This is a genomic window from Pantoea sp. SGAir0430 (assembly GCF_043549295.1).
This window is the reverse complement of record NZ_CP039427.1, coordinates 1,759,684-1,775,614: the sequence shown is the minus strand read 5'-3', so window position 1 is coordinate 1,775,614 and position 15,931 is coordinate 1,759,684. Positions and strand designations below refer to the sequence as shown.

16 protein-coding genes and 3 tRNA genes are annotated in these 15,931 nt (G+C 58.8%); 15 read left to right on the top strand and 4 right to left on the bottom strand.

The window, feature by feature from the left end; all coding sequences use genetic code 11:
* The first annotated feature begins 13 nt into the window (after nt 1-13).
* The 12 genes from cydX to E7738_RS08505 all read left to right on the top strand — a co-directional run bounded on the left by cydX (nt 14) and on the right by E7738_RS08505 (nt 6,702).
* Nucleotides 14-127, top strand: coding sequence for a cytochrome bd-I oxidase subunit CydX (cydX, locus tag E7738_RS08560; protein WP_010615998.1), 114 nt, complete (start codon nt 14-16; stop codon nt 125-127).
* On the top strand, nt 127-420 hold the full coding sequence (ybgE, locus tag E7738_RS08555; protein ID WP_058775290.1) for a cyd operon protein YbgE: 294 nt from the start codon (nt 127-129) through the stop codon (nt 418-420). The genes cydX and ybgE overlap by 1 nt, the downstream gene beginning before the upstream one ends.
* 177 nt (nt 421-597) lie before the next feature.
* The gene (ybgC, locus tag E7738_RS08550; RefSeq protein WP_168714917.1) at nt 598-1,020 is read left to right on the top strand and encodes a tol-pal system-associated acyl-CoA thioesterase; all 423 of its coding nucleotides are present in this window, start codon (nt 598-600) and stop codon (nt 1,018-1,020) included.
* Nucleotides 1,017-1,703, top strand: a complete 687-nt coding sequence (tolQ, locus tag E7738_RS08545; RefSeq protein ID WP_010616001.1) for a Tol-Pal system protein TolQ — start codon at nt 1,017-1,019, stop codon at nt 1,701-1,703. Before ybgC ends, tolQ begins: the two co-directional genes overlap by 4 nt.
* Nucleotides 1,704-1,716: 13 nt before the next feature.
* A complete protein-coding gene (gene tolR / locus E7738_RS08540; RefSeq protein WP_021508530.1) occupies nt 1,717-2,145 on the top strand; it encodes a colicin uptake protein TolR in 429 nt (142 codons plus the stop codon).
* A gap of 25 nt (nt 2,146-2,170) precedes the next feature.
* Nucleotides 2,171-3,430 carry a cell envelope integrity protein TolA gene (gene tolA / locus E7738_RS08535; protein ID WP_288444299.1) on the top strand — a complete coding sequence of 420 codons (1,260 nt, stop codon included), beginning with the start codon at nt 2,171-2,173 and terminating at the stop codon, nt 3,428-3,430.
* A gap of 116 nt (nt 3,431-3,546) precedes the next feature.
* Nucleotides 3,547-4,842, top strand: a complete 1,296-nt coding sequence (gene tolB, locus E7738_RS08530; protein WP_021508528.1) for a Tol-Pal system beta propeller repeat protein TolB — start codon at nt 3,547-3,549, stop codon at nt 4,840-4,842.
* A gap of 64 nt (nt 4,843-4,906) precedes the next feature.
* On the top strand, nt 4,907-5,425 hold the full coding sequence (pal, locus tag E7738_RS08525) for a peptidoglycan-associated lipoprotein Pal (RefSeq protein WP_021508527.1): 519 nt from the start codon (nt 4,907-4,909) through the stop codon (nt 5,423-5,425).
* A gap of 9 nt (nt 5,426-5,434) precedes the next feature.
* Nucleotides 5,435-6,226: a cell division protein CpoB gene (gene cpoB / locus E7738_RS08520; RefSeq protein WP_058757869.1), complete on the top strand. Its 792-nt coding sequence runs from the start codon at nt 5,435-5,437 to the stop codon at nt 6,224-6,226.
* A 166-nt stretch (nt 6,227-6,392) separates the two neighbouring features.
* Nucleotides 6,393-6,468: transfer RNA gene (locus tag E7738_RS08515), tRNA-Lys, on the top strand.
* A gap of 50 nt (nt 6,469-6,518) precedes the next feature.
* Nucleotides 6,519-6,594: transfer RNA gene (locus E7738_RS08510), tRNA-Lys, on the top strand.
* Nucleotides 6,595-6,626: 32 nt separating this feature from the next.
* A tRNA-Lys gene (locus tag E7738_RS08505) sits at nt 6,627-6,702 on the top strand.
* Nucleotides 6,703-7,189: 487 nt separating this feature from the next.
* Here the strand turns inward: E7738_RS08505 and E7738_RS08500 are convergent.
* Nucleotides 7,190-8,650 (bottom strand): AlkA N-terminal domain-containing protein, encoded by a 1,461-nt coding sequence (locus tag E7738_RS08500; RefSeq protein ID WP_394516336.1) that lies wholly within the window; start codon nt 8,648-8,650, stop codon nt 7,190-7,192.
* Between the two features lie 158 nt (nt 8,651-8,808).
* Between E7738_RS08500 and E7738_RS08495 the strand changes: the two genes are divergently transcribed.
* The 3 genes from E7738_RS08495 (at nt 8,809) to pnuC (ending at nt 11,257) form a co-directional block, all read left to right on the top strand.
* A complete protein-coding gene (locus tag E7738_RS08495) occupies nt 8,809-9,324 on the top strand; it encodes a methylated-DNA--[protein]-cysteine S-methyltransferase (RefSeq protein ID WP_021508524.1) in 516 nt (171 codons plus the stop codon).
* 126 nt (nt 9,325-9,450) lie between these two features.
* Nucleotides 9,451-10,512, top strand: a complete 1,062-nt coding sequence (gene nadA / locus E7738_RS08490; RefSeq protein WP_394516292.1) for a quinolinate synthase NadA — start codon at nt 9,451-9,453, stop codon at nt 10,510-10,512.
* A gap of 25 nt (nt 10,513-10,537) precedes the next feature.
* Nucleotides 10,538-11,257: a nicotinamide riboside transporter PnuC gene (gene pnuC, locus E7738_RS08485; RefSeq protein ID WP_021508522.1), complete on the top strand. Its 720-nt coding sequence runs from the start codon at nt 10,538-10,540 to the stop codon at nt 11,255-11,257.
* On the opposite strand, the gene zitB is transcribed toward pnuC, so the two are convergent.
* The 3 genes from zitB to E7738_RS08470 are packed head-to-tail and all read right to left on the bottom strand — an operon-like array spanning nt 11,254 to nt 15,831.
* The gene (gene zitB / locus E7738_RS08480) at nt 11,254-12,210 is read right to left on the bottom strand and encodes a CDF family zinc transporter ZitB (RefSeq protein WP_021508521.1); all 957 of its coding nucleotides are present in this window, start codon (nt 12,208-12,210) and stop codon (nt 11,254-11,256) included. The genes pnuC and zitB overlap by 4 nt on opposite strands.
* Nucleotides 12,185-15,265, bottom strand: coding sequence for an ATP-binding protein (locus E7738_RS08475; protein WP_394516291.1), 3,081 nt, complete (start codon nt 15,263-15,265; stop codon nt 12,185-12,187). The genes zitB and E7738_RS08475 overlap by 26 nt, the downstream gene beginning before the upstream one ends.
* Complete coding sequence (locus tag E7738_RS08470) at nt 15,247-15,831, bottom strand: response regulator transcription factor (RefSeq protein WP_021508519.1); 585 nt, start codon at nt 15,829-15,831, stop codon at nt 15,247-15,249. Before E7738_RS08470 ends, E7738_RS08475 begins: the two co-directional genes overlap by 19 nt.
* Nucleotides 15,832-15,931: the final 100 nt, after the last annotated feature.

The following is a 15,931-nucleotide window of genomic DNA, read 5'->3' as shown; positions in this document are numbered from 1 at the left end:
GAGGAGATTAAGCATGTGGTATTTTGCCTGGATTCTTGGCACCTTGCTGGCCTGTGCGTTTGGCGTGGTCACGGCACTGGCGATCGAGCATGTGGAAGAGGGCGGCGCGCAGGACGACAAGCTCTGATGCGCAGCCTGATACAGACGCTGTATCGTTTGATGGATAAGGGCCCGCTGCGGGCCCTTTCACTGATTCTGGCGCTGTGGCTGGCCGGATGCGTCATCTGGCAGCCGGCGCGCTTTGCCGCACGCACCAGTGAGCTCGCCATCTGGCACGGATTATTGTTAATCTGGGCGGTGTGCAGCGGCGTGATTCACGGCACCGGTTTCCGGCCACAGCGTGCCCGCTGGCAGGCGCTGTTTGCCCCGCTGCCGGCGCTGATCGTGCTGGCGCTGGGAATTTACTGGTTCTACCATTAAGTTCTGTCTCAGCCCGCAAGGGCTGTTTTACCGCTGCTGACGTGAGTTTTTGTCAGCGGTTGGTCAGGAAATCTCCCAAAAATCCTTCCAGTTGTTAACGTCTGATAATTATTTTCTCCTGGCTCTGGCGGACCATTCCCAAGCCGATCTCACTTGCGTATAGTAGCAACGTTTAAAATGAGACCGGGATGTAGAGTGAGTACAACGCTGTTTCGCTGGCCGGTTCGGGTCTATTACGAAGACACTGACGCCGGTGGTGTGGTTTACCACGCCAGCTATCTTGCTTTTTATGAACGAGCACGTACCGAGATGTTGCGCCAGCACCATTTCAATCAACAGGCCCTGTTGGAAGAGCAGGTGGCTTTTGTGGTACGGCGCATGACGGTGGACTTTATTGCCGCGGCACGTCTCGACGACCTTCTGGAGATCCAGAGCGAAGTGACAGCAATGACGCGCGCAACCATGACGTTCTCGCAGCGTATCGTGAATGCTGAAGGCAAAGTGCTCAATGAAGCAGACGTCCTGATTGCCTGCATCAACCCACATCTAATGAAGCCGATTGCGCTTCCCAAGTCTATTGTCGCGGAGTTCAAGCAGTGACTGACATGAACGTTCTTGATTTGTTCCTGAAGGCAAGCCTTCTGGTCAAACTTATCATGTTGATTTTGATCGGCTTTTCTATTGCCTCCTGGGCAATCATCATTCAGCGCACCCGCATTCTTAACGCGGCGGGGCGTGAGGCCGAGGCGTTCGAGGACAAGTTCTGGTCCGGTATCGAGCTGTCGCGTCTCTATCAGGAGAGCCAGGCGCGCCGTGACGAGCTGAGCGGGTCTGAACAGATTTTCTATTCTGGCTTCAAAGAGTTTGCCCGCCTGCACCGCGCTAACAGCCATGCGCCGGAAGCGGTGGTCGAAGGGGCCGGTCGCGCCATGCGCATCTCGATGAACCGTGAACTGGAAGCGCTGGAAAATCATATCCCATTCCTTGGCACCGTCGGTTCCATCAGCCCGTATATCGGTCTGTTTGGTACGGTGTGGGGGATCATGCATGCCTTTATCGCACTGGGTGCGGTGAAACAGGCCACGCTGCAAATGGTTGCGCCCGGTATCGCCGAAGCGCTGATCGCCACCGCAATCGGTCTGTTCGCGGCTATTCCTGCCGTCATGGCGTATAACCGTCTGAACCAGCGCGTGAACAAGCTGGAGCAGGGCTACGACAACTTTATGGAAGAGTTCACGGCCATCCTGCATCGTCAGGCTTTCTCTACCGACAACAGCAAGTAAGTCGAGGTTAACGATGGCCAGAACCCGTGGTCGCGGGCGTCGCGACCTTAAGTCGGAAATCAACATTGTTCCGCTGCTGGACGTGCTGCTGGTGTTGCTGCTCATCTTTATGGCAACCGCGCCGATTATTACGCAGAGCGTGGAAGTGGACCTGCCGGACGCAACCGATTCGAAAACCGTTTCCAGTGACGATAATCCGCCGGTGATCGTGGAAGTGGCCGGGGTAGGGCAGTACAGCCTGGTGGTGGATCACGATCGTATGACGCAGCTGCCGCCGGAGCAGGTGGTGAGCGAAGCGCAGCGCCGTATTGAAGCCAATCCGAAGACGGTCTTCCTGATTGGTGGGGCGAAAGATGTGCCTTACGACGAAATCATCAAGGCGCTGAACCTGTTGCATCAGGCTGGCGTGAAATCCGTCGGTTTGATGACGCAGCCGATTTAACGCGAACCGTTTTTGGGAACCGAGAGTGTCGAAGGCAACCGAGCAGAACGAGAAGTTAAAACGCGCGATAATCATTTCGGTGATTCTGCACATCGTGCTGATCGCCCTGCTGATTTGGAGCTCGTTTAACGAACATATCGAAGCCAGCGGCGGCGGTGGCGGCAGTGATATCGACGCGGTGATGGTCGATCCTGGCGCGGTGGTTGAGCAGTATAACCGTCAGCAGAATCAGCAGAGTGATAGTCAGCGCGCCGAGCAGCAGCGCCAGAAGCAGGCACAGCAGCAGGCGGAAGAGTTGCAGCAGAAACAGGCCGCTGAACAGCAGCGGCTGAAAGAGCTGGAAAAAGAGCGTCTGCAGGCGCAGCAGGAAGCCAAAGAGCAGGCGAAGCAGCAGGCAGAGCAGCAGAAGGCGGCTGAAGCAGCAGCGAAGCAGGCGCAGGAGCAGCAGAAAGCTGCAGAAGCGGCCGCAGCGAAAGCCAAAGCCGATGCCAAAGCGCAGGCCGATGCTCAGGCGAAGGCCGCAGCGGACGCGAAAGCCAAAGCGGAAGAGCAGGCGAAGCAGGCCGCAGCCGACGCGAAGAAGAAAGCGGAAGAGCAGGCTAAAGCCGCCGCAGCCGAAGCGGCGAAAGAGAAAGCCGCGCAGCAGGCGAAAGCCGCAGCTGAAGCGAAAGCCAAAGCGGAGGCAGAAGCCAAAGCTCAGGCCGCGGCAGATGCGAAAGCCAAAGCTGCACAGGAAGCCAAAGATAAAGCTGCGGAAGCCGCGAAAGAGAAAGCGGCCGCCGAAGCCAAAGCGAAAGCTGAGGCAGCAGCCAAAGCCAAAGCGGATGCGGCGGCGAAAGCTAAAGCGGCCGCCGATGCGAAGAAGAAAGCGGCTGCCGAAGCGGCGAAGAACGAGAGCGATGTGGATGATCTGTTAGGCGGTCTCTCTTCCGGTAAGAATGCGCCGAAAAGCGGTGCCGCTTCCGGTGGTGGTGCGGCGGCAGGTCAGGGCAATCAGAAGAAGGCCGGTGCCTCAGGTGCTGAGGTGAATGCGTATCTGGGTCAGATCACCAGTGCGATTCAGAGCCGCTTCTACGATGCCGATCTGTATCGCGGCAAAAGCTGTGATTTGCGGATTAAACTGGCACCGGATGGTTTGCTGATTGACGTGAAAGCTGAAGGCGGCGATCCGGCGCTATGTCAGGCGGCGATTACCGCAGCGAAGCAGGCACGCATTCCGAAGCCGCCTTCGCAGGCAGTATATGAAGTGTTTAAGAACGCACCGATGCGTTTCAAACCAGAATAATGCAGTAACGTACGGCAGGTTGAACTAAGGTTAGCTTGCCGTACTCTATGAGTACTCGTGTTTTTTCAGGAACTGTGCGAATTATCATGAACTCAGGTTCAGATAAGGGAGATAAGATGAAGCAGGCACTTCGTGTAACCTTAGGTTTTTTTGTACTGCTGTGGGCAGCGATGCTGCACGCGGAAGTACGCATTGAAATTACGCAGGGCGTGAATACCGCGCGCCCAATTGGTGTGGTTCCGTTCCAGTGGGCCGGTCCGGGCGCTGCACCTGAAGATATTGGTGGCATCGTCGCAGCAGACTTACGTAACAGCGGTAAATTCAACCCGCTGGATCGTTCTCGTCTGCCACAGCAGCCGACCAGCGCACAGGAAGTTCAGCCTGCCGCGTGGAGCGCACTGGGTATTGATGCCGTGGTCGTCGGACAGGTGACGCCGAACGCCGATGGCAGCTACCAGGTGGCTTATCAGCTGGTGGATACCGGTGGCGCACCGGGTACCGTGCTGGCGCAGAACTCCTATAAAGTCACCAAACAGTGGCTGCGCTATGCCGCGCATACCGCCAGCGATGAAGTGTTTGAGAAGCTGACCGGTATCAAAGGCGCGTTCCGTACCCGTATCGCCTATGTGGTTCAGACCAACGGCGGTCAGTTCCCGTACGAGCTGCGCGTGTCTGACTACGATGGTTACAACCAGTTTGTGGTACACCGTTCGCCGCAGCCGCTGATGTCACCGGCCTGGTCGCCAGACGGCAGCAAAGTGGCTTACGTGACCTTCGAAAGCGGTAAATCGGCGCTGGTGGTGCAGACGCTGGCCAACGGCGCTATCCGTCAGGTGGCTTCTTATCCGCGTCACAACGGTGCGCCGGCCTTCTCGCCGGACGGCTCTAAGCTGGCCTTCGCCCTGTCGAAAACCGGTAGCCTGAACCTGTACGTGATGGATCTGGCCTCTGGTCAGACGCGTCAGGTGACCGATGGCCGCTACAACAGCACCGAACCTACCTGGTTCCCGGACAGCCAGACGCTGGCTTACACTTCGGATCAGGCCGGTGCGCCACAGATTTACAAAGTTAACGTTAACGGCGGAACGCCACAGCGCATTACCTGGGAAGGGGCTCAGAACCAGGATGCGGATGTGTCATCTGACGGTAAAACGATGGTGATGATCAGCAGCGCCGGTGGCGCGCAGCACGTCGCCAAACAGGATCTGGAAACGGGAGCCGTTCAGACAATAACGGACACGTTCCTGGATGAGACGCCAAGTCTGGCTCCTAACGGCACGATGGTAATCTATAGCTCTACTCAGGGGATGGGTTCCGTGTTGCAGTTGGTTTCAACCGATGGGCGTTTCAAAGCGCGTCTTCCGGCAACTGATGGACAGGTCAAATTCCCTGCCTGGTCGCCGTATCTGTGATGCATCGCTCCCTCGCCTGGCGGGGGAGTAAAATGTATGGCAAACAAAATAATAGGATAAAGAAATGCAACTGAACAAAGTGCTGAAGGGTTTGATGCTGGCTCTGCCGGTTATCGCGGTAGCTGCATGTAGCTCTCACAAAAACAACAACAACGATCAGACCGGTATGGGTGCTGACGGTGCATACGGCGCTGGCGCTGGCCAGAACGGCAACATGTCTTCTGACGAGCAGGCGCGTCTGCAGATGCAGCAGCTGCAGCAGAACAACATCGTTTACTTCGGTCTGGACAAGTATGACGTGCAGTCTGAATACGCTCAGATGCTGGATCAGCACGCTGCTTTCCTGCGCAGCAACCCATCTTACAAAGTGACCATCGAAGGTCACGCGGATGAGCGCGGCACCCCAGAGTACAACATCGCCCTGGGCGAGCGTCGTGCTAACGCCGTTAAAATGTACCTGCAGGGTAAAGGCGTGTCTGCTGACCAGATGTCTATCGTATCTTACGGTAAAGAGAAACCTGCTGTACTGGGCCACGACGAAGCGGCTTACGCTAAAAACCGTCGTGCCGTACTGGTTTACTAAGAGAATCACATGATTAGTAACTTCAGACTTCATCTGTTGAGTCTGTCGTTACTGGTTGGCGTAGCGGCCCCCTGGGCCGCTAATGCCCAGGCGTCAATCAGTAGCGTTGGCTCAGGCTCGGTCGAAGACCGTGTCACCACTCTTGAACGTATCTCCAATGCCCAGGCTCAGCTTCTGCAGCAGTTGCAGCAGCAGATGAGTGATAACCAAAGCGATATCGATTCGCTGCGCGGGCAGATCCAGCAGAACAGTTATCAGCTTAATCAGGTGATTGAGCGGCAGAAGCAGCTTTATCAGCAGATCGACAGTCTGAGCAGCAGTAATGGTGCGCAGGCCAGCGGTGGTGCGGATGCAGCAGCCGGTGCCGCAGCGGGAAACGCTGATGCGGGGAGCAGCAACACGGCTGCCGCTGCACCCGCACAAACCGGCGATGCCAACACCGATTACAATGCTGCCGTCGCGCTGATTCTTGAGAAGAAACAGTACGACCAGGCGATTACTGCGCTGCAGGCGTGGGTGAAGAAGTATCCGGACTCCACCTATCAGCCGAATGCCAATTACTGGCTGGGTCAGTTGTTTTACAACAAAGGCAAAAAGGACGATGCGGCCTACTATTTTGCCACTGTAGTTAAAAACTACCCGAAATCGCCAAAAGCGGCGGAAGCGCTGTTTAAGGTTGGGGTGATCATGCAGGAGAAGAACGATACAGCGAAAGCGAAAGCGGTCTACCAGCAGGTGATCAAACAGTTCCCTAACTCTGAGTCTGCTAAGCAGGCACAAAAACGGCTCGCTGCGATGTAATTGCTGCAGTTAAGACCGGATTTCGTCTGATTTCTGGTCTTGCCGCATGAAAGGTAAGCAGTTGAGACATTTAGCGGAAAATAAGGGTTGCGCCCTCCCGCTAAATCAGTAATATATGCCGCCGTTGCCGGGACATATCTTAACAAGTATCGGCAGCACTGAAGATGGGTCGTTAGCTCAGTTGGTAGAGCAGTTGACTTTTAATCAATTGGTCGCAGGTTCGAATCCTGCACGACCCACCATCTCAACCATTCAGTTTTGATGTCACTTCAGTTTGCTTCACAACCTTGATGGGTCGTTAGCTCAGTTGGTAGAGCAGTTGACTTTTAATCAATTGGTCGCAGGTTCGAATCCTGCACGACCCACCATCAAGTCGAAAGTTGTAAGCCACTTCCCGAGCGGGTCGTTAGCTCAGTTGGTAGAGCAGTTGACTTTTAATCAATTGGTCGCAGGTTCGAATCCTGCACGACCCACCAGTTATGTAGAAAGGCGCCCTAAAGGCGCCTTTTTGCTTTTTTACGAAGTTCGGTATGTTGCTTTGAGATCGTACTCAGGCCAGATAAGGCGGGGCGGATCGCAAAGGAACCTCACATCCCTGTGGATCGGCCTCGCCATCCATGGCTCGGACGCTTCGCTCCTCCGCCCCCGCCTTTTCTGGCTGTCAGGCATTTCAGCTGCTTTAGTTTTGCAGCGCTTTCAGCAAGGCGCAGAGAGTTAACATGAAGCCGAAGGGTACGGAGCGGTGGAGTAAAGCTTCCGGCGCATGGACAAAAATGCCGGGAGCATTTTTGAACAACGCGTAGCGTTGGCCCACAAAGTGGGCGAGCCTCAGGGATGAGGCGAGTAAACCGCCGGCAGAGCCTACAGGGATGTATTTACGGCGACTTTACGCAACCGCTCCGTACCTTTTGGCTGAAAAGCACTATTACAGTTATTCTGGCAACCACATCATGCCAAATCTCACTAACGCTTATCCGGCGTCAGGCTCTTCCAGATATGCAGCACCGCGTAACTGCGCCATGGGCGCCACACCTGCGACATCTGCTCTGCGACCTTTGCGCTCACGCCACCGAGATTGTTGCGGATCGCAATGTCCTCTTTCGGAAAAGCATCCGGCCAGCGCAGGGCGCGCATGGCGATATAACTCGCTGTCCATGGCCCGACACCCTTCAGCGCCAGCAACTGCTGCTGCACCACATCCGGATTAACCGCGCCATTGAAGCGCAGCGCTCCTGAGGCGCAGGACTCGGCCAGTGCCTGGATCGCCTGCGCGCGGGCGCTCACAATGCCGAGGCTGGCAATATCATCCAGGGTGGCAGTAGCCAGTGATTCGGCCTCTGGCGGTAAGCGGGAGAGCGCAGGCCACGGCGTGGTGAGGGGCGCGCCAAAACGCTCCGCCACGCGACTGCTCAGCGTCGTCGCGGCTTTCACCGTCACCTGCTGGCCGAGGATGGCGCGGACCGCCAGTTCGAAGCCGTCAAACGCACCAGGAACGCGCAAACCTGGATAGCGTGCCAGACTCGCAGCTAATAGCGGATCCTGGCTAAGCTGCTCGCTTATGCACTGTGGCTGTGCATCCAGATCAAACAGATCGCGCAAGCGGCGCAGCAGGGCAGGTAGCACCGGCGTCAGCGTGGTAGTAAATTGCACCTTCAGCGCCTGCTTCTCCGGCAAATGGCTAATGCGTACCCAGCCACGACACTGACCGAGCGCCACAGTACGATGATAAACGCCCTCGCTGACCCACTCGACTTGCTTCATCACGCGCTGTTGCAGGAAATCGAGGATGGCGTCCCAGTCATAAGGAGGCCGGTAGCTGAGGCGCAGTTCGGCGCTCTCCTGCTCACCATTCAGGGCTTCCGTCTGAATCTGCTTACGCAGACGCGATGGCGTCATGCGATAGCGAGCCTGAAACACGTCGTTAAAACGGCGCAGACTGCGAAAACCGCTGGCATAGGCAATTTCGGTCACCGGCAATGCGGTTTCAGTCAGTAGCTGCTTCGCCAGCAGCATGCGCCGGGTTTGCCGCAGTTCAAGCGGCGACACGCCCAGCTCCTGCTGAATCACCCGTCTTAGCTGGCGTTCACTCAGGTCAAACTCGCTGGCGATCTCAGCCAGCGTCTCCTGTTCTTCCAGTAAGCCTTCTTCGATACGGCGAATCAGCCGGTCGGCGATGCGATGATGGCTATCGACCGGTGCCGAACCAGGTGCCAGCTCGGGACGACAGCGCAGGCAGGGGCGAAAGTGCGCCTTTTCAGCCGCTTCGGCACTGGTGAAAAACAGGCAGTTCTTCTGCATCGGCGCTTTCACCGGACAGATCGGACGGCAGTAAATACCGGTGGAGGTCACGCCGACAAAAAACACCCCGTCGAAACGGCTGTCGCGCGCCGTCAGCGCCTGATAGGCAATTTCAGGATCAAACATCATCGTCTCCGGCAAATAAACACCATCGTCGCGCAGGTGCGGATGGAAAACTGGCTGCTTTCGGACAGCTAACCAGTTTATGCTCATGGCCGAAAACAGCCAGTTTCGCCGCGCAAAAGTGCGATAATCATCCGCATAGCCCACGCCGGAGGTGCAACATGTATCACGCTAAAATCATTACCACGCCCGTCGGAGAACTGACGCTCATTGCCACGGATCGCGGATTGTCAGCCATTTTATGGGAAAACGAAGGCGCGCAGCGCGTGCCGCTCAAACCGATCGCGCGTAACGACCAGCATCCGATTCTCTGTGAGGCCGAGCGCCAGCTGCGCCAGTACTTTGCCGGCGAGCGTCAGCAGTTTGACATGCCTTACGACACCGTTGGCACTGCGTTTCAGAAAAAGGTCTGGCAGGCGCTGCTCACCATTCCGTTTGGTGAAACCCGCAGCTATCTGCAAATCGCGGAGCAGATTGGCAACCCGAAAGCGGTACGTGCCGTCGGGGCTGCCAACGGTAAAAATCCATTGTCGATCATGGCACCCTGTCATCGCGTTATCGGCAGCAACGGTAAGCTCACCGGCTTCGCTGGCGGCCTGGCGGTAAAAGCTTTTCTGCTTGAGCTGGAAAGCCCACAACAGGCGCAGGCTGGCGCGCAGCTGGTACTTCCCGCATAAAAATCACACGACAGGCTCGGTGTAATCCGCTATTGTGTTTAGCATATAAAACACGATGGCGGATTTAATGCCGCATCATCGTCCTGCTGGGCGATTTTGTTAAATCGATAAAACGAGAGCCGTGTCATGAGTGCAATGTTTGATGCTGAAAGCGCCATTTATCCCTTCCCGCCGAAACCGGCGCGCCTCAGCCCGCAGGAAAAAGCCGGTTACATCGAAGAAATTAAACGCCTGCTCAAAGCACGCGATGCGGTGATGGTGGCGCATTACTACACCGATCCGGAAATCCAGGCGCTGGCCGAAGAGACCGGCGGCTGCGTGGCGGATTCTCTCGAGATGGCGCGCTTTGGCAGCCAGCATCCGGCGCAAACGCTGCTGGTGGCCGGCGTCCGTTTCATGGGCGAAACCGCCAAAATCCTTAGCCCGGAAAAAACCGTGCTGATGCCCACGTTGCAGGCGGAGTGCTCGCTTGACCTCGGTTGCCCGATTGACGAATTTAACCGCTTCTGCGATGCGCATCCGGATCGGACTGTGGTGGTGTATGCCAACACGTCGGCGGCGGTAAAAGCACGCGCCGATTGGGTAGTGACGTCCAGCATTGCGGTTGAGCTGATTGAATATCTCGACAGTCGCGGTGAAAAAATCATCTGGGCACCGGACCGCCATCTGGGCCGTTACGTCACGCAGCAAACCGGCGCTGATGTGCTGTGCTGGCAGGGCGCCTGCATCGTGCATGATGAGTTCAAAACCCAGGCGCTGCAGCGCATGAAAGCGCTCTATCCTGACGCGGCGGTGCTGGTGCACCCGGAGTCACCGCAGGCGATTGTCGAACTGGCCGATGCGGTCGGTTCCACCAGCCAGTTGATTCAGGCCGCCAAAACGCTGCCGCATCCGCAGATGATTGTGGCGACTGATCGCGGCATCTTTTACAAAATGCAGCAGGCGGTACCGGACAAAGAGTTACTGGAAGCGCCTACCGCAGGTGAAGGGGCGACCTGCCGCAGCTGCGCGCACTGCCCGTGGATGGCGATGAATGGCCTGCAGGCTATCGCTGAAGGACTGGCACACGGCGGCGAGCAGCATGAAATTCACGTCGATGCGGCACTGCGCAAGGCAGCGTTGCTGCCGCTCAACCGCATGCTAGACTTTGCAGCACAACTCAAACTTACGCTGAAAGGGAACGCCTGAGGCGGTTTTCATACAGGTGCAGATGATGGACTTCTTTAGCACACACAATATTCTGGTTCACATTCCGATCGGCGTCGGCGGCTACGATCTGTCATGGATTGAGGCGATCGGTACGCTGGCCGGCCTGCTGTGTATCTGGCTTGCCAGCCAGGAAAAAATTATCAACTACCTGTTTGGTCTGATTAACGTCACACTGTTTGCGGTGATTTTCTTTCAGATTCAGCTGTATGCCAGCCTGCTGCTACAGCTGTTCTTCTTTGTTGCCAACGTGTACGGCTGGTACGCGTGGAGCCGGCAGACCAGCAGCCATGAAGCGGCGCTGAAAATCCGCTGGCTGCCGCTGCCGAAAGCCATCGGCTGGGGCGCCGCCTGCGTGATCGCCATTGCGCTGATGACGCGCTATATCGACCCGGTATTCGCTTTTCTCACGCGCACCGCGGTGGGCCTGATGCAGTCGCTCGGTCTTAACGTGGTAATGCCGCAGCTGCAGCCGGATGCCTTCCCGTTCTGGGATTCCTGCATGATGGTGCTGTCGATTGTGGCGATGATCCTGATGACGCGCAAATACGTCGAGAACTGGCTGCTGTGGGTGGTGATCAACGTTATCAGCGTGATGATCTTTGCGCGTCAGGGCGTGTATGCCATGGCGCTGGAGTACGCCATCCTGACGCTGATCGCGCTGAACGGCACGCGTCTGTGGATGCAGAGCGCACGGGAACAGGGTTCGCGCGCGCTGTCCCATTAGTGGTGGTGATGCGCGTGGCCTTCCAGCGCTGCGTGCTCGTGCTGCGTGCCGCTCTCCTCGCATAACTCGCAGTCCGGGCCGACGCAGGGCTGATACTCCATCTGCACCGTGGCATGGGCGATCTGATAATGCTGGTGCAGATACTGATGAATGCGTCGCAGCAGGCCGTCGTGATCGTACGGCGGAATCACCTGTACGTGCAGCGTCAGTACCGGCTTTTCGCCCACCTGCCACACATGCACATGATGCACATTACGCACTTCATCAATGTGACGTGTCAGCGCCCGCGCTAGCTTATCCACGTCGATATGCGTCGGTGCGCCTTCCAGCAGCTCGTGCAGGCTCTCGCGCAGCAGCGCCCAGCCGCTGCGCACCACCAGCAGCGCCACCAGCAGCGACAGAATCGGATCGATCGGCGTCCAGCCGGTTAGCATGATAATCACTGCCGCCACGATTGCGCCCACCGAACCGAGCAGGTCGCCCAGCACGTGCAGCGCGGCGGCACGCACGTTGAGATTCTTCTCTTCGCTGCCGCGGTGCAGCAGCCAGAACGACAGCAGATTCGCCAGCAGGCCGGCAATGGCGATGCCGAGCATCAGCCCGCCTTCAATCGGCTCGGGCTGGTAAAAACGGCGCAGTGCTTCCCAGACGATCAGGACGGTAATCACCAGCAGCGCGATGGCGTTAACAAACGCGGCTAGCGTGGTAAGACGCAGCAAGCCAAAGGTGTGACGCGCATTCGGTTTGCGCCGGGCGAACTGCACGGCCAGCAGCGCCATCAGCAGCGCGGCGGCGTCGGTGAGCATATGTCCGGCATCGGCCAGCAGCGCCAGCGAGCCGGACACCAGCCCGCCGATGACCTCGGCAACCATAAACAGCGCGGTGACGCCAAACGCGGCGGCGAGACGCGTGCGGTTGCCGCCGTGCTCACTGTGAGAATGAGTGTGTGCCATAACGTTCCAGTTGGTTAAGTAGCCTGTTCGTTAATGATATCAGTAAATTGAGATTGTCACGGTCAGGCTGATGCTGTTTTGCCGCGTCGGCCAGCTGCTGGCAGCGGGCGGCCACGTCGTCAATGCCGAGCATCAGCCAGCTGCCTTTCAGGCGGTGCGCCGCGCGCGCCAGCTGAGGCCAGTCTGCGGCCGCGCTGGCCTGCAGCAGCGCATCACGATCCTGCTGCAGCGTACGCTGCAGGGTGTGGCAAATACGCGGGATGAAAGCCGGATTGTGCTGCGCCAGAATCTGCAGGCTATCCGGCAGCACCTGCAGCGGATCGCGCACTGCCTGCGCCAGCAGCGGTGCAATATCCCGCAGAGTCACTGGCTTAACCAGCTGCGCTTCGTGCGCCTGCAGTGGCAGTTTCAGCAGCTGTACGTCGGCGGAGCACAGTATGCGCAGCGCAGGCTGCACGCGCTGTCGCTGACGGCGGCGCAGGATGCGCAGCAGCGTCAGGCCGTCCGGGCGCGGCATCATCTGGTCAATAAACAGCACATCAAACGGCTGCTGCGCATCGGCCCGCAGCAGTTCGCGGCCATCCTCAAACACCGCCGCAGTAATGCCAAAGCTCGCCAGCTGCTGCTGCATCACCAGCAGATTGGTCGGGTGATCGTCGACAATCGCCACGCGCAGCTGCGGATAGTGCGGCCAGTGCGTGGTGTCATCCGCCGCTGTCGCCGCACAGGGTTCCAGCGGCAGGCGCACGCTCACCGTGGTGCCCTGCTGCGGTGCGGACTCCAGCGACAGCGTGCCGCCCATGCGCTGTACAATCTCGCGACAGATAAACAGCCCGAGGCCGCTGCCCTGCACCGCATGGCGCTTGCCCGACGGCGCCTGATACCACGGTTCAAACAGCTGCGCCTGCTCGCTGAGCGGAATGCCGCTGCCGCTGTCGCTCACCGTCAGCGCGATATCCCCGGTGACCGCCAGCGTCAGGCGGATTTCGCCGTGGCGGGTAAATTTCAGCGCATTGGCCACCAGATTGTTCACCACCTGCTGCAGGCGATCGCTGTCGAGCATCACGCTGGCCGGCAGCGGGGTCAGCGCCGCCACGTGCAGCTGTGGCCCGCCATCGCGCATCAGCGGGTGATAAAACTGCTGTTGCTGCTGTAGCCATAGCGTGAGATCGAGCGGGCGCGGCGTCAGGCGGAAGCTGTGGTTCTCGATACGCGCATGATCCTGCAGGTCGTTCAGCAGCGTCATCAGCGACCGGGCGCTGCTGTGCATTAAATCGAGCCGCGCGCTCGGATGCTGCTGCTGCTCCAGCTCCAGCAGACCCAGAATCGCCTGCATCGGCGTGCGCAGCTCGTGGCTGGCGGTGGCGAGAAACTGGCTTTTAGCGGCGTTGGCGCGCTCCGCCTGCTCGCGCTGTAACCGCTCACGCCGCTGCTGCAGATAACGGCGCAGCAGCAATACCAGCAACAGCAGGATGATCACGGCGGCCGCAATTAAAATCAGCAGCGGCACATTGCGCATCGTCATGGTGGTGCCGGGCTGCGGCGGCTGCGACCAGCTGACGCGCATCTGGTTCAGCGTATCCGCCGGAATCTGCTGCAGCGCATGGTCGAGCAGGGCGCTCAGCTGCGGCTGCTGAGCGCTCACCTGCGGCGCCAGCGGCCAGGCGATATCGCTGGCCACAAACGCGAGATGCACGCGGTTGCCCTCATGGCTGGCCATGCGCCAGCGCGCCGACAGCACGTTATCCACCACTGCATCAATCTGGCCAGTGTTGAGGGCCTGCCACAGCTGGGCGCGATCGTCGAACAGCTGAGGCGCGATCTCAGCCGGAAGCAGACGCTGCGCCAGATCGCCACGCAGCACGCCGACGCGCTGAGCGTGCAGCGCGGACCAGTCCATCGGCTGCCTGTCGGACAGCGTGTAAATGCCCCAGATGGCGCGCCACACCGGCAGCGCGGTGCGGTTAGCATCGTCCCCGTACAGCGGCTGTAACAGGTTGAGCATCACCTGCTGCTGCTGCAACAGACTGGCGGCCTGCTGCGGATTATTGACCCAGCGCGGCGTGAAACGCAGACCGGTGCTCTGGCTCAGCGCGTTAAGCAGGTCAATCCCGAAGCCGCGCGCGTTGCCGCTGGCATCGCGATAGCTCCACGGCGCGTTATCGCTCTCGGCGGCATAAGGAATGGCATCCTGCTGCGCCAGCCACTGTTTCTCTTCGCCCGTCAGCATCAGGGTCTGCGTATCCTGATAGCGCAGCAGCGGTGGACTCCAGCGCTGCTGCACGCGGTTGCTGAACTCCGCTGGCAGCAAACGCAGCTGGCGGTTGAGCCAGGCAATCAGCGCCGGATCGCGCGTCAGTGCGCGCAGCGACAGCTCGCCGGCACCGGGATCGGCGGTGATTTGATAAATCTGTCCCTGCTGCAGCTGGCTGAGCAGGAAACCGGCGCTGGCTTCATCGGCCACCAGATAGTCACTTTGCTGGTTCAGCAGCGCATACAGCGCCTGTAAATTGCCGGGCAGCGTCTGCCAGCGGTGGCGATGTGCAAAGGTTTGCGGCAGCTGCGCCAGCGTGTCGGCGGCGATGGTCAGCTGAGCGTTATCACTGTTGAACATCACCGCGCGCTGATTGTCACGATTGCGGTAGATGCGCATCGGACTGGTGAACCAGCTCTCGCTGGTCAGTACGTCGGCGGGCAGATCGCGCTGGCGGGTGCTCAGCACCATATCCACGTCGCCGCGCTGCAGTGCCGCCAGCTGGGCGGCAAAGTCAGGATAGCCGTGCAGGCTGAATGTGCTGCCGCTCAACTGGCTGAGGGCGCTGAGATAATCGGCATCAATGCCCCAGATGCGATCGCCAATGCGCATCGCCCAGGGCGCGCTGTTTTGCGCCGGCACCGCCACGCGCAGCACCGCTCCCGGCCACGGCTCGGCGTGCGGCGCGGGCATCATGGCGGGCAGCATCACGCTGCTGGCAGGCTGCAATCCGGCGCGCGCCAGCAGACTGAAAAACAGCGCAAACAGCAGCAGCCAGCGTTTCACTGCTGCGCTTTCCACAGTTCTGCCAGCTCGACCACCGACTGCACGCCGGTCTTCTCGAGGATATTTTTCTTATGGGTGCTGACGGTTTTATTGCTGATGTGCAGCTGTTCGCCAATCTGAATATTCGACAGCCCGCGCACCAGCAGCGCCACAATCTGCTGCTCTTTCTCGGTGAGCGGCAGCGCAATGCGCTCCGGCAGCGGTGGAAACGCCTGCTGGCCGCCCAGCACCGCCAGAATCGCACTCAGCAACTGCGCCATGCTTTGACTCTTCACCACATAGCCGGCCGCCCCGAGCGAGGCGGCGCTGAGCAGCGTGTGGCGGCTCTGCTGGGCCGAGTAGATCAGCACCGGACACTGCGGATGGCGCGCACGCAGACGGCGCAGCAGCTCCAGACCATCGCTATCCGGCAGGCCGATATCCAGCACAATCAGGTCAATATGATGCTGTTGCAGTAGCTGGCGCGCCTGGGCTTCGTCACCGGCGGCGTAGAGCTGTAATGGAATAGGGGCGTTGAGGCAGGCCGCTTCCAGCGCGACTTCAACTAAAGGGTGATCATCGATAAGCAGCAGCGCGGCCATGAAACAGTTCCTGTAAATTTCATAGCGTTAGCATAGCGGAAATAGGGCAGGGGAAAAACAACAGGGCGAGCCGAAGCTCGCCCTGCATCACGCTTCGCGA